Source organism: Actinoplanes sp. NBRC 101535, from assembly GCF_030269225.1.
Taxonomy (GTDB): Bacteria; Actinomycetota; Actinomycetes; order Mycobacteriales; family Micromonosporaceae; genus Actinoplanes; species Actinoplanes rectilineatus.
The window spans coordinates 468,953-481,698 of the sequence record NZ_BSSY01000003.1 but is presented as its reverse complement, the minus strand read 5'-3'; the positions used below and the strand labels follow the sequence as shown (position 1 = coordinate 481,698).

The 12,746-nt window shown below is 70.3% G+C and carries 10 protein-coding genes and 1 riboswitch; of the genes, 3 read left to right on the top strand and 7 right to left on the bottom strand.

What is annotated here, in order from left to right:
• Positions 1 to 4: 4 nt before the first annotated feature.
• The 6 genes from QSK32_RS11175 to mraZ form a co-directional block, all read right to left on the bottom strand.
• Positions 5 to 1,387: a UDP-N-acetylmuramoyl-tripeptide--D-alanyl-D-alanine ligase gene (locus QSK32_RS11175; RefSeq protein WP_045741357.1), complete on the bottom strand. Its 1,383-nt coding sequence runs from the start codon at positions 1,385 to 1,387 to the stop codon at positions 5 to 7.
• Entirely contained in the window at positions 1,384 to 2,829 is a 1,446-nt protein-coding gene (locus tag QSK32_RS11170) for a UDP-N-acetylmuramoyl-L-alanyl-D-glutamate--2,6-diaminopimelate ligase (RefSeq protein WP_502872525.1), read from the bottom strand. The genes QSK32_RS11175 and QSK32_RS11170 overlap by 4 nt, the downstream gene beginning before the upstream one ends.
• Before the next feature lie 117 nt (positions 2,830 to 2,946).
• The gene (locus tag QSK32_RS11165) at positions 2,947 to 5,358 is read right to left on the bottom strand and encodes a peptidoglycan D,D-transpeptidase FtsI family protein (protein ID WP_285471831.1); all 2,412 of its coding nucleotides are present in this window, start codon (positions 5,356 to 5,358) and stop codon (positions 2,947 to 2,949) included.
• 6 nt (positions 5,359 to 5,364) lie between these two features.
• A complete protein-coding gene (ftsL, locus tag QSK32_RS11160) occupies positions 5,365 to 5,985 on the bottom strand; it encodes a cell division protein FtsL (RefSeq protein ID WP_285471830.1) in 621 nt (206 codons plus the stop codon).
• Between the two features lie 221 nt (positions 5,986 to 6,206).
• On the bottom strand, positions 6,207 to 7,295 hold the full coding sequence (gene rsmH, locus QSK32_RS11155; protein WP_045741360.1) for a 16S rRNA (cytosine(1402)-N(4))-methyltransferase RsmH: 1,089 nt from the start codon (positions 7,293 to 7,295) through the stop codon (positions 6,207 to 6,209).
• A 226-nt stretch (positions 7,296 to 7,521) separates the two neighbouring features.
• On the bottom strand, positions 7,522 to 7,953 hold the full coding sequence (mraZ, locus tag QSK32_RS11150; RefSeq protein WP_045741361.1) for a division/cell wall cluster transcriptional repressor MraZ: 432 nt from the start codon (positions 7,951 to 7,953) through the stop codon (positions 7,522 to 7,524).
• 662 nt (positions 7,954 to 8,615) lie between these two features.
• Here mraZ and QSK32_RS11145 point away from each other — a divergent pair.
• Entirely contained in the window at positions 8,616 to 8,945 is a 330-nt protein-coding gene (locus QSK32_RS11145) for a hypothetical protein (protein ID WP_285471829.1), read from the top strand.
• Between the two features lie 412 nt (positions 8,946 to 9,357).
• Here the strand turns inward: QSK32_RS11145 and QSK32_RS11140 are convergent, their stop codons facing one another.
• Positions 9,358 to 10,206 carry a C40 family peptidase gene (locus QSK32_RS11140; protein WP_285471828.1) on the bottom strand — a complete coding sequence of 283 codons (849 nt, stop codon included), beginning with the start codon at positions 10,204 to 10,206 and terminating at the stop codon, positions 9,358 to 9,360.
• 6 nt (positions 10,207 to 10,212) lie between these two features.
• Positions 10,213 to 10,336: riboswitch (cyclic di-AMP (ydaO/yuaA leader) on the bottom strand.
• Between the two features lie 470 nt (positions 10,337 to 10,806).
• Between QSK32_RS11140 and QSK32_RS11135 the strand changes: the two genes are divergently transcribed.
• Both QSK32_RS11135 and QSK32_RS11130 read left to right on the top strand, forming a co-directional pair.
• Positions 10,807 to 12,030, top strand: coding sequence for a MurT ligase domain-containing protein (locus QSK32_RS11135; RefSeq protein ID WP_045745981.1), 1,224 nt, complete (start codon positions 10,807 to 10,809; stop codon positions 12,028 to 12,030).
• Positions 12,020 to 12,736 (top strand): type 1 glutamine amidotransferase, encoded by a 717-nt coding sequence (locus QSK32_RS11130; protein WP_045745968.1) that lies wholly within the window; start codon positions 12,020 to 12,022, stop codon positions 12,734 to 12,736. The genes QSK32_RS11135 and QSK32_RS11130 overlap by 11 nt, the downstream gene beginning before the upstream one ends.
• Positions 12,737 to 12,746 lie beyond the last annotated feature (10 nt).

Below are 12,746 nucleotides of genomic sequence, written 5' to 3'. Positions count from 1 at the left end.
GGGGCTAAACCTCCTCGGAGCGCCGCAACCAGTCGGCGACGTCCCATGTCCGATACCGGGAACCCTTGACCAGCACGACGTCGTCGGCGCGCAGGTCCTGCTGCAGAATCTCGATCGCGGCCGCCTGGTCGGCGGCGAAGTGCGCCTGCCCCGTCCATCCGGCGACTTCGGCGGCGCCGTCCAGGACCGGCGCGGCCTCCGCGGAGACCGCGATCAGCCGGTCCACCCCGAGTTCGGCGGCGAGCCGCCCCACCTCGGCGTGACCGGATACTTCGTACTCCCCCAGTTCGGCCATGTAGCCGAGCACCGCGGTGGTGCGCCGGCCCTCACTCATCGCCGCCAGCGCCCGCAGTGCGGCGATGGTGGACGACGTGTTCGCGTTGTACGAGTCGTCGACGAGCACCACGCCGTCCGGGCGGGTGACCACGTCCATCCGGCGTTCGGAGACGATGCCCACCTCCGGAAGCGCGGTGATCACGTCGTCGAAGGCCATGCCCGCGGCGAGCGCCACGGCGGCGGCGGCGAGGGTGTTCGCCACCTGATGCCGCCCGACGACAGCCAGTCGGACAAAACCAGTTTTTTCACCACTTATGAGTGTATAGCTGGCGCGACCGTAGTGATCAACAGTCACTTCCGTGGCCTTCACCGTCGCCGCGTCCGATTCGCCGGTGAGCGTCACCCGGGCGGAGGTCCGCGACGCCATCGCGGCGACCAGCGCGTCATCCGCGTTGATGACCGCGGTGCCGTCCGCCGGCAGCGACTCGACCAGCTCACCCTTGGCCTGGGCGGTGCCCTCCATCGAGCCGAACTTGCCGATGTGCGCCGCGCCGACGTTGAGCACCACGCCGATCCTCGGCGGGGCGATCCCGCACAGGTGGGCTACGTGCCCGACGGCCCGGGCACCCATCTCCAGCACCAGGAAGCGGGTCTCCTCGGTGGCCTGCAGCACGGTGTACGGGAAACCCAGCTCGTTGTTGAGCGATCCGGGCAGCGCCACGGTCGGCCCGAGGTGCGCCAGGAGCTGACCGATGTAGTCCTTGGTGGTGGTCTTGCCGGACGAGCCGGTCACCCCGACCACGGTCAGCTTGTCCAGCCGGGAGGCGACCTCCCGGGCCAGCGTGGTGACGGCGGCCAGCGGGTCCGCGACCACCACACCGGGCACGCCCGCGTCCCGGGAGCCCAGGTAGGCCGCGGCGCCACCGGCGATCGCGGCCGGGGCGAAGTCGTGCCCGTCCGCCTTCTCGCCGGCGAAGGCGACGAAGAGGCCACCCGGGCCGAGTTTGCGGGAGTCGTACTCCACCCCGCCGGTGACGGCCTCGTCGCCGGTGGCGTTGACGACCGTGCCACCGGTGATCGTGGCGATCTCGGTCAGCGTCATCCGGATCATGATCGGCCCTCCAGAGCGGTAGCCAGCTCGATGCGGTCGTCGAACGGCAGCACCTCGCCGTCGACCTCCTGCCCCTGTTCGTTGCCCTTGCCCAGCACCGCGATCACGTCGCCGGGCGCGGCGAGGCGGACCGCCTCGGCGATCGCCGCCCGGCGCCCACCCACCTCGATGATCTTCGCGGCGGTCCCGGCCTCCTCGGCGCCGACGCGCACCGCGGCCCGGATCGCGGCGGGGTCCTCGGTGCGCGGGTTGTCGTCGGTGACGATGACCAGGTCGGATCCCTGCGCCGCGGCCTCGCCCATCAGCGGGCGCTTGCCCTTGTCCCGGTCGCCGCCGGCACCGATCACGCAGATCAGGCCGCCACCGCGGGCGGACGCCAGCTCCCGCAGGGCCGCCAGGGCCGCCACGATCGCGTTCGGCTTGTGGGCGTAGTCGACCACCCCGAGGATCTCGCCGGGGGCGTCGACGCGCTCCAGACGGCCGGGAACGCCCCGGCAGTCCCTGATGCCCTGCCCGGCGGTCGCCGGGTCGATGCCGGCGCCGACCAGCAGGGCCAGCGCGAGCAGCGCGTTGGCGATGTTGTGCAGGCCGGGCAGCGCCACGCCGGTCTCGACGGTGATCCCGTCCGGCCCGTGCGCGGTGAACAGCTGCCCGAAGGCGGAGGGCCGGACGTCGGACGCCCACCAGGTGGCGTCTTCCGCACCGGCCGCCGAGTAGGTGACCGTTCCATCACCCTTTAAGCGCATAACTGCCGAATCGTCGTAGTTAAGCACTTCGACTCGCGCCCGGCCGTCGAAGAGACGCGCCTTCGCCTCGAAGTAGTCCTCGGCCGTCGGGTGGAAGTCCAGGTGGTCCTGGCCGAAGTTGGTGTAACCGGCCGCGGCGAACCGGATCCCGTCCGCCCGCCCCATCACCAGGGCGTGGCTGGACACCTCCATGACCACCGCCGACACTCCGCGCTCCACGCCGGAGGCCAGGATCGCCTGCAGGTCGGTCGCCTCCGGCGTGGTCCGCACGCTCTTGACGACGTGGTCGCCGAGGCGGGTCTCCACCGTGCCGACCAGGCCGGTCACCAGACCGGCGGCCCGCAGACCGGCCTCCACCAGGTACGACGTGGAGGTCTTCCCGGCCGTGCCGGTCACGCCGATCATGGTGAGCCGCCGGGACGGCTCGCCGTAGATCGCCGCGGCGACCGCGCCGAGCACGGCACGCGGGTCGTCCACGACGAGGACCGGCAGGCCGGCCTGCATCGCCGCCTCCCGACCGGCGGGATCGGTGAGTACCGCGACCGCCCCGGCTCGGGCGGCGGCGGAGACGAACTCCGCGCCGTGCCGGTTGGCGCCGGGAAGCGCCGCGTACAGATCTCCGGAACGCACCGCATTGCTACTGTGCGTCACGCCGGAGACCTCTGCGTCAGCACCGCACAACTCCGCGTGCACCAGCTCTGCGAGCTGGGCAAGCGGGTGCGGCGCGACGGTCTCGGGTCGGGTAATGCCGGACACGGCGTCAGACCCTACCCGGTCCCTCACAGCTTCTCGTCAACGCCATGCGGCTGGCGTTCATGGATGGATCTTGAAAGTCGGCGACTTGGTACCGGACGGTGGCACTCCGTAATGAAGGAGGGTGTAGGACATCATTTCGCTGAACGCCGGACCGGACACCTCACCGCCGCTGCCGTTGGCGACGTCCATCGAGACCGCGATGACGAACTTCGGGTCGTCGGCCGGCGCCATGCCGACGAACGAGCTCGCGTAGTGGCTGGTGTACTGCCCGTCCACGAGCATCTTGCCGGTGCCGGTCTTGCCGGCCACCCGGTACCCGGCGACCCGCGCCGACTTGCCGGTGCCGACGTCCGACTCGACCACGGCCTCCATCATCGTCCGCAGCTGGGCGGCCTTGTCCGCATCCAGGACCTTGTGCGTCTCCGGCGCCGCGGACGGCGTCACCTCGCCGTCGACACCGGAGATGGTCTCCTTGATCAGATGAGGCTGCGTGTAGACGCCGTCGTTGGCGATGGCCCCGTACGCCGCCGCCATCTGCACCAGGGTCGCCGAGACACTGTGGCCGACCGGCACCGAACCGCTCGCCGAGCCGCTCCAGTCCTCCGGCTTGAGCAGTTCACCGTCGGCCTCGCCGGGCATGCCCTCCCCGGTCGACTCCCCCAGGCCGAACAGCTTCTGGTACTCGTAAAGCTTCTCCTTGCCGAGCTGGTCGGCGATCAGGATGGTGCCCACGTTGGAAGAGAGCGCCAGCAGCCCCTCCATCGTCATCAGCGTGCCCTTGTCCTGCGGATGCGAGTCCTCGAAGGGGAATCCGCCCCGGCTGATCGCCGGACCGATGGCCAGGGTCGACTCCGGGGTGATGATCCCCTCCTGCAGGGCCGCGCCGAAGACGAGCGCCTTGTGCGTCGAGCCCGGGTCGGTCACCACCGCGGTCGGCACGTCGATGCGCTCCACCGGGTCGAAATCCTGCGGCTTGGCGGCGTTGTAGGGCGGGTAGCTGGCCTGCGCCACCACCTCACCGGTCTCGGCGTTCATCACGACCGCCCCGGCCACCGTCGCCTTCGCCTTCTCCGCGGCCTTCTTGAGGATGCGCTGCACGTCGAACTGCACGTACTGGTCGATGGTGAGCTTCAGGGAGTTGCCCGGCTGGGCGGCGGTGTACTGCTCGTACCCGCCCGGGATCGGCTTGTTGAGGTTCCCCTTGCCGATCTCGAAGATCCGCTTGCCGTCGGTGCCGTGCAGCAGGTCGTCGTAGCGCGCCTCCAGGCCCTCCAGGCCGTGGTGGTCGTCGCCGGTGAACCCGATCAGGTTCGCGGCGAGGTCCTTGCCCGGCACGTCGCGCCGCTCGTCGCTGTGGGTGTAGATCCCGGGCAGGGCGAGCGCCTCGATCCGGTCGGCGACACCGACGTCCACGCCCCGGGCCAGGTACCGGAACTGCAACCAGCGCCCGAGCACCTGCTTGCGCTGCATGTTCTCGGCCAGCTCGGACTGCGCCACGCCCACCAGCGGCGCGAGTTGCGCCGCGATGCCCGGGATGTCCTTCTGCAGGGCGGTGTTCTCCGGGTCGGCGGAGACGTACCGTGCCTCGACGCTGTGCGCCAGCACCTCACCGTTGGTGTCCAGGATGCTGCCACGCGGCGCGGGCAGCTGCACCGTGCTGAGACGCTTCTCCCGCAGGTCGAGCAGCTGCGCCACCTCCTGCTCGGAGGTGCCCAGCTGCAGCACCACCAGCCGCACGCCGATGGTGACGAACAGGGAGAGCGCCAGCACCGTGCCCAGCCGCAGACGCCGGCTGCTGCTCGCCAGTTTCGGCGGCTCCGGCGGCACCGGGCGGGCACGGCGGGCGTCCCGGTCACGCCCGTCGCGTTCCGAACCCCGCTTCACGGTCACGGTCCGCCGTGGTCCGGCTTCCTTGGGGGTACGCGCTGAAGATGATCGTGTCCGGTCAGAGGCAGACCGGTCGCCCCCGGTGCCGGAACGGGGTTCCGCCTTCTTCGGCTGTTCGGCACGGGGCTCGGCGGCACGCTTGCCGCGCTGCTTCGGCGGCTCCTCCGGCGGCGGCTCGGCACCGCGGCCACGCCCGCGGGTGCGGGGCGCGGTGTCGCCCTCACCCCCGTCGAGCACCTGCAGCGCCGGCCGGAACGGATCAGTCGTGCGCCCGGACCGCGGCAGGCGTCCCCGCTCGGCCACGGTGCGCCCGCGCGGCGTGTAGGCGCGCGCCTCACTGATGCTGCTGCGCCCGCGCCGCCCGTCCCGGGGCGGCTGCCCGTCGCGTGAATGTCCGTCGCGTTGCTGACCATCGCGTTGCTGACCGTCGCGGGGCTGACCGTCGCGGGGCTGACCGTCGCGGGGCTGACCGTCGCGGGGCCGCTGCTCCTCGCCCGTCTCGGCGTCCGGAAGGTCTCGCGACGAGCCGCGCCGGGGCGGAGTGCCCCGGCGCGGAGTGTCGTCGTCGTCTCGTGGAGACATCGCGGCCTACTGACCGGCCGCAGCCGGGGCAGAGGCTTGTCCGGTCCCGGCCTGACCGGTCCCGGCTTGTCCAGTCGCGGCTTGTCCAGTCGCGGCCTGACCGGTCGCGGCCTGACCGGTCGCGGCCTGACCGGTCGCGGCCTGACCAGCCGCGGTCGAGGCGGACGCGGACGGCGTCACCGTCGACAGGTTCGGCTGGGCCACCGGTCCGACCGTGCCCTTGCCCGGCTTCGGCGGCCTCACGATCTTGCCGTCCGGCAGCCGGATCATCGCCGGAGTGCCCGGCACCAGACCCTGCTGACGCGCCATCGCCGACAGGTTGCCCGGACCGGACACCTGGATCAGCTGACGCTCCAGCTCCTGCTGCTGCGTGTCGAGCCCGGCCCGCTCCTTCTGCAGGGCGTCCAGACGGAAGGACTGCTCCATCGTCTTGGTGTTGATCAGGAGGATGCCCAGCACGCCGGCGAGCACCACCACGATCACCGAGGCGGCGAAGGTGACCCGCGGCGCCCGGATCGGCAGCGGTGGCGCCACCCACAGGCGGGGCCGCGCGTCCGGCATCCCCGGCGCCTCGCCGGGAACGTCAAGTGCCAGAGCCGCGGTGCCCTCGACGGGCGCACCGGTCACGGGTTTCCCCTTGCCGGACCGCATCCCTGAACGGCGCGTGTCGGATTGACCACGGCGCGTGTCGGCCGACGACCTCGTCGAGCCGGCGTTCGTTGCGGACTGGCGCACCCCCCGGGCGCCAGTCCCCTCGCCGGCCTCGCTCATCCGGCGTCCCCGCTCACCGTCCCCGGTGCGCGGCCGCTCGGCCCGGCCCCCCGGCCGAGGCGCGGCGGATCGCTCGCTCATGATCGTCCCTCCCCCTCCTGTTTCGCCCCCGGGCGTAACCGCCCTTGTCCCCCACCCGTTGACACCCGTGGCCGCTCGCGGCCGGCCATCGGTGCCCGGTCGTACTTCCGTCCCTGCTCCCGCTCGTCGATCCGTTCCACCGCTCGCAGCTTCACCGAGGCAGCCCTCGGGTTCTCCGCCACCTCGGCCTCGGTCGGCGGCTCCGACCCTCGGGTCAGCAACCGCATCGACGGCCCGGTGCCGGGCAGCTCGACCGGAAGGTCGACCGGCCCGGTGCTGCGCACCCTCGCGGTGAAGGCGCGCTTGACGATCCTGTCCTCCAACGATTGATAACTCATCACCACAAGTCGCCCGTTGATCGCCAGAGCGTCCAAAGCGGCGGGAACCGCGGACTCCACCGAGTCCAGCTCCCCGTTCACCTCAATGCGTAGTGCCTGGAACGTCCGCTTGGCGGGATTACCACCCGTTCGCCGCGCGGCGGCCGGGATCGAGTCCTTCACCAGATCCGCCAACCTCGCCGTGGAGGTGATCCGGTTCTTCGCCCGCTCCCGCACGATCGTCGAGACGATCCGCGTCGCGAACTTCTCCTCCCCGTACTGCCGGAGGATCCGCACCAGCTCACCCGGCTCGTAGCCGTTGACGACCTCCTCGGCGGTGGCGCCGCGGGACTGGTCCATCCGCATGTCCAGGGGGGCGTCCTGCGCGTACGCGAAACCGCGGTCCGCCTCGTCCAGCTGGAGCGAGGAGACCCCGAGGTCGAACAGTCCGCTGTCGATCGCCGGAATCCCGAGTTCGTCGAGCACTCGCGGCAGCTCGTGATAGATCGCGTGCACCAGGTGCGTGCGATCGGCGAACCGGGAGAGCCGGTGCCGGGCGTGGGCGAGAGCCTCGGTGTCGCGGTCCAGTCCGATCAGGACCACGTCCGGGAATCGTTCGAGCACCGCCTCGGCATGCCCGCCGAGACCGAGCGTGAAGTCGACGTGGACGGCGCCCGGCCGGCCCAGGGCGGGAGCGAGCAACTCGAGGCAGCGCTCGAGCAGCACCGGCACGTGCGTGCCCCGCGGCTCCCCCATGACGACCCCCATTGCCCCACCATCTTGCGTCTCACCCGGCTCTTGCCGTGCCACACCGGCCCGGCCGCCATTCCGTACCACCAGATCCCCATCCGCTCATGTCCTATGCCCAATGAACCGGGCTCGGACACGCGCCTGGCGCCGGGGAAGAGGCGCCAGGAGCGGGAGCGGCTGGAGATCTCGAGGTACGGCAGCAGTGGCGTCCGGGCCGGTCACAAAGGCCCACCGAGTGCACGCCCTACAGTCCGCCGGGCAGCACCCCCTCCTCGATGTCGGCGAACTCCTGCTCGCTCGCCGCGAGGTAGTCCTCCCAGGACTGCTTGTCCCAGATCTCGACCCGAGTGCTCGCCCCGATCACCACGAGGTCGCGCCCGAGGCTCGCATAATCGCGCAGGTGGGCCGGTATGGTCACCCGCCCCTGCTTGTCGGGCACCTCGTCGTGAGCACTGGCGAAGAACACCCGGCCGTAAGCCCGGGCGGCCTTGTTGGTCACCGGCGCCTCACGTAGCTGACCGGCGATCCGCTGGAACTCCGGCATCGGGAACACGTAAAGACAGCGCTCCTGCCCCTTCGTGATCACGACACCTCCCGCCAGCTCGTCACGGAACTTGGCCGGGAGGATCAGCCGGCCCTTCTCGTCGAGGCGCGGGGTGTGTGTGCCGAGGAACATCCGGCCCCAACCCCCTTGCCGTGGCGTTCCGCTCCTTCGCGGAGGGAGTCGGACCACCTGTCAACTCGGGCCGGCAGGTCCCGTCTCGTTCCTCGGTCCTGCCACTGCGCCCCACTCTACTCCACTTCCCTCCACCTGCAACCCGAAAGCAGCCGCTCGCGAGGCCTTTTCGCGGACGTAATCCCTGTTCACAGGCGGTGGAGCGCAGTGGAGCGCTCTTCCATGATCCACTCCGTCCGGTTTCCGACATGGAGCGCTCACAGTCCCGTATGACCCACTTTCCAACCCGACTTTCCACCCCCCACACCCGCCCGCCGCGCCCCCCGGGAGGAAAGTGGAGGGACGCCACAAACCCCCCACCCCCTCCAGTGGAGCGAAGTGGAGCCCTCTCACCCGCCCCGCCCCTCGACGCCCCGCCCCGCCCCGCCCCGCCCCGCCCCGCCCCGCAAGCCCACACCCCTGCGAGCCCACACGTCACCAAGGGCAACCCCGACCCTCCACCCGACCGAACCCAGCCGTCGCCCACGGCCGACTTGCGGGCGCCGAGGAGGCGTGGCTGACGGCCGGACCCGGTCAGCCGTCGCCCACGGCTAACTTGCGGGCTCAGCGAAGCCATCCGCGACGGCCGGGGCTAGACATGTTTCGTCATCAGGGTCCGCGTGGTGAGTTCAGCCGCCCATCCCGCCCGTATTCACCACACCGCCACGGGCGTGGTGACTTCGGGCGTCCAGCGCGCCCGTAATCACCACACCGCCACGGGCGTGGTGACTTCGGGCGTCCAGCGCGCCCGTAATCACCACACCACCACGGGCGTGGTGATTTCAGGCGTCCAGCGCGCCCGTAATCACCACACCACCACGGGCGTGGTGATTTCAGGCGTCCAGCGCGCCCGTAATCACCACACCACCACGGGCGTGGTGATTTCAGGCGTCCAGCGCGCCCGAAGTCACCACGCGGATGGGCTTCGCACCCTGACCACGAAACGTGTCTAGATCAGCCGTCGGCCATGGCTGGCTTGCGACTTCACAACAACCACCCACGACGGCCAAGCCACCCGAGCCGCCACCCACGGCTCCCCGACCGCCCCACAAGAACCACCGACGACGGCCGAGCCTGCCCAGCCGTCGGCTACAACTAGGGTCTCGGACTCGGTCGCGGCCACGGCGTGAGGCGGGAAGCCGGGACGGTGCGGGACGGCGCGGGACGGCGTACACCGTGAAAGCGGGCCCGGCCGACGCAGGCGGCGGCAGAAGGGCGGAAACGCGCGTGGGGCCGTGACCCCACCAGGTCACGGCCCCACAACGCGTACTTCACCACGGCCGGCACGCCACCACGCCGCCTGACCGGTTACACCTTACTTACTGCACCCGCTGCGCTACTGCGCCGAACGGGCACCGGGGAGCGTCATGCCACCAGTCGGCGTACGACGTAGTTGCTGCTCCAGATCTTGTGCTTGCCGACCCGGGCGCCCGAGTGCGGCGAGTCGTACATGTATCCGTTACCGGCGTAGATGCCGGCGTGGTACCCGTACGACCCGTTACGGAAGACGATCAGGTCGCCGACCTTCTTGTTGCTCTTGGCGACCTTCTTGCCGTAATTCTGCTGGGAGTTCGCCTTGTGCGGCAGGGACTTGCCGGCCGCCTTCTTGTAGACGTACTTGGTGAACCCCGAGCAGTCGAAGCGCTTGGGCCCGGACGAGCCGTACTTGTACAGCGCGCCCTTGTGCTTCTTCGCCTCAGCGAGGATCTTCGCGCCACTCGCCTTGACCGTGATCTTCACCTTGTCGGTGGAGACCTGGTTGTAGCCCGTACCCGTGAAGATCGTCCGCACGTACGCCGTGGTCTTCGGCTTCGCGGAGAGGGTGACCGCACCGCTGCTGCTCGTCTTCGTGGCCAGTGTCTTCCACTTGCCACTGGACAGGGTCTGCAGACGGACGGTGCCCTTGGCGACCTTGCCGGTCTTGGGGTCGATCACCTTGGCGGTGACCTTGACTGCGGATCCCCACTTGATGCTCTTGCTGGCCGCCTTGGCGGTCAGCTTGGGCGTGACCTTCGCGGTGGCCACCGTGGTGGTCGCCGCGACCGGAGTGACCGTGGTCGGTGCGACCTCGGTCGTCGTCGCTGCCGCCGAGGCGGCCGACCCGGCCATGAGCTGGCCGGCGGAGAGGCAGAGGCCCAGGGACAGTGCGGCAGTGCCGGAACCGACGACGGTACGACGACGGGCCTGGCGGTGACGCGCTCTGTATTCGTGCACGGTAGAGATATCCCTCCGGCACGCCTGCGAGGTTAGCTGTCGGGTTCGGGCGGGAAGGTTGCCCGGCCGCACAAGGCGGCTTCACCCCAAGGTCTTCCCCGCTCGCCGCCGGATGTGGCGGTGACGCGGAGGACCGGTATTGGTTCCCCCGTCCCCGCCCCCGAATGCCTTGTTCGTGTCATGCAGTGGTTCCTCTGTCGCACCGACCGACCCGGGGCAGGGCTCGGCGTGAACCGGTTCGGTACGACCGGCGAGCGGTTGCCCCCGGCCACACCTTGGTACCCGAACAACTCCATGATCGTCAGCACCAGTTCCGCCACTCTCCGTGACGTCGAAAGTGGTCACTGTCCATTTTGTTACCGCCACGAGACAAATGCCGCTACCTCAAGTGAGCAGTTCAGTACGATCCGTATAAATCAATGGGTGAACCAGAACACATAAAAACCGAGACCGTCACCCGTTCGAAACACCGAATTGCCCCGACCGGCGGAAATGCCTCCGCCCGTTCAGCCGACCCCCCGACACCCGTTGATCGAGCCGTTCCGGCCACGCGACGTAACAACGGCTTCCGGTACCCTCGCTGGCGTGACGGACGGGAAATTGCCACTCATCGCCAAGGTCGCGACCACCGCGTCGAAGACCGCGGCCGCGCTCTCCAGAGCCGCGGGACGCGGCGACGGCTCGGTGATCGGCGGCTGGATCGGCCTCAAGATCGACCCTGACCTGCTGGCCCACCTCTCGTCCGGCCGGGCCGTGGCGCTGGTCTCCGGGACGAACGGGAAGACCACCACCACCCGCTTCACCGCGGCCGCCATCGGCGTGCTCGGACGGGTGGCCACGAACTCGTACGGCGCCAACATGCCGACCGGCCACACCTCGGCGCTGGCGAAGGAGGGCCACACCCCGTTCGCCGTGCTCGAGGTGGACGAGCACTACATGGCCCAGGTCATCGAGGCCACCCGCCCCCGGGTGGTGGCGTTGCTGAACCTCTCCCGTGACCAGCTCGACCGGGCGAAGGAGGTGGCGATGATGGCGCAGATGTGGAAGACCACCCTGGGCCAGCACCCCGACATCCGGGTGGTCGCCAACTCCGACGACCCGATGGTGGTCTGGTCCGCGAGCAGCAGCCCCCAGGTGACCTGGTTCAGCGCCGGCCAGCGCTGGCAGGACGACTCGTTCGTCTGCCCGGAGAGCGGCCACCCGATCGAGCGCTCCGGCGGCGACTGGTGGTGCACCGGCTGCCCGCTGCGCCGGCCGAAGCCGCAGTGGTCGGTCGAGGACGAGGGCGTCATCGACCCGCGCGGCGACTGGCACCTGGTCAAGCTGCAGCTGCCCGGCCGGGTCAACATCGGCAACGCGGCCACCGCGCTCGCCGTCGCCGCCGAATTCGGGGTCCGCCCGATAGAGGCACTCCCCCGGCTCGCCCGGGTGACCTCCATCGCCGGCCGGTACGCTCAGGTCGAGCGGGACGGCCGCAACATCCGCCTGCTCCTGGCGAAGAACCCGGCCAGCTGGCTGGAGGCCTTCGACATGGCCGAGCAGGCGCCCACACTGCTCTCCATCAACGCCCGCGACCCCGACGGCATGGACACGTCGTGGCTCTACGACGTCGACTTCTCGCCGCTGCGCGACGGCCGTCCGGTGCTGATCACCGGTGACCGTGCTTACGACCTGGCCGTCCGGCTGCAGGTGAACCAGGTGCCGTTCCGGCACGTACAGAGTTTCGACGAGGCGCTGGCGAGTGTTCCGCCCGGCCGCCTCGAAGTGATCGCCAACTACACGGCGTTCCAGGACATCCGAGCGGAGTTGGACCGTGTCAACTGAGTCCCTGCGGATCGTGTGGATCTACCCCGATCTGCTCTCGACCTACGGCGACCGGGGCAACCTGCTGATCCTGGCGCACCGGGCGGCCGCCCGTGGCATCCCGGTGGAGACCTACGAGGTCCGCTCCGATCAGCAGATGCCGACCACGGCCGACGTCTACCTGATCGGTGGCGGCGAGGACGGACCGCAGGCCGCGGCCGCCCAGCGCCTGATCACCGACGGCGGCCTGCACCGGGCCGTCAACCAGGGCGCGGCCGTCCTGGCGATCTGCGCCGGGTACCAGTTGTTCGGGCACTCCTTCTTCGCGAAGGGGCAGAAGTGCGCCGGTCTGGGCCTGCTCGACCTGTACTCGGACCGGGGACCGACCCGCGCCGTCGGCGAACTGCGCGGTGACATCGACCCGCGGCTCGGACTGCCCGCGCTGACCGGCTTCGAGAACCACGGCGGGCGTACCCATCTGGGGCCGAACGCGACACCCCTGGCCAAGGTCACCGCCGGCATCGGCAACGGCGACCAGACCGAGGGCGCCTGGGCCGGCAAGATCCTCGGCACGTACTCGCACGGTCCGGCGCTGGCTCGCAACCCAGCTATAGCCGATCTGCTCCTGCGCTGGTCCACCGGCGCGGATAGGCTTGCGCCCCTCGACGATGCTTGGGCCGAACGGCTCAGGGGGGAGAGGCTCGCCGCCGCGGCGAGCCCGGCCTGACAGACGGATC

Coding starts and splice junctions, on each gene's coding strand:
- rsmH (WP_045741360.1), bottom strand. CDS start 7,295: ATGGGGGTCGTCATGGGGGAGCCGCGGGGCACGCACGTGCCGGTGCTG.
- mraZ (WP_045741361.1), bottom strand. CDS start 7,953: ATGTTCCTCGGCACACACACCCCGCGCCTCGACGAGAAGGGCCGGCTG.
- QSK32_RS11175 (WP_045741357.1), bottom strand. CDS start 1,387: ATGATCCGGATGACGCTGACCGAGATCGCCACGATCACCGGTGGCACG.
- QSK32_RS11165 (WP_285471831.1), bottom strand. CDS start 5,358: ATGTCTCCACGAGACGACGACGACACTCCGCGCCGGGGCACTCCGCCC.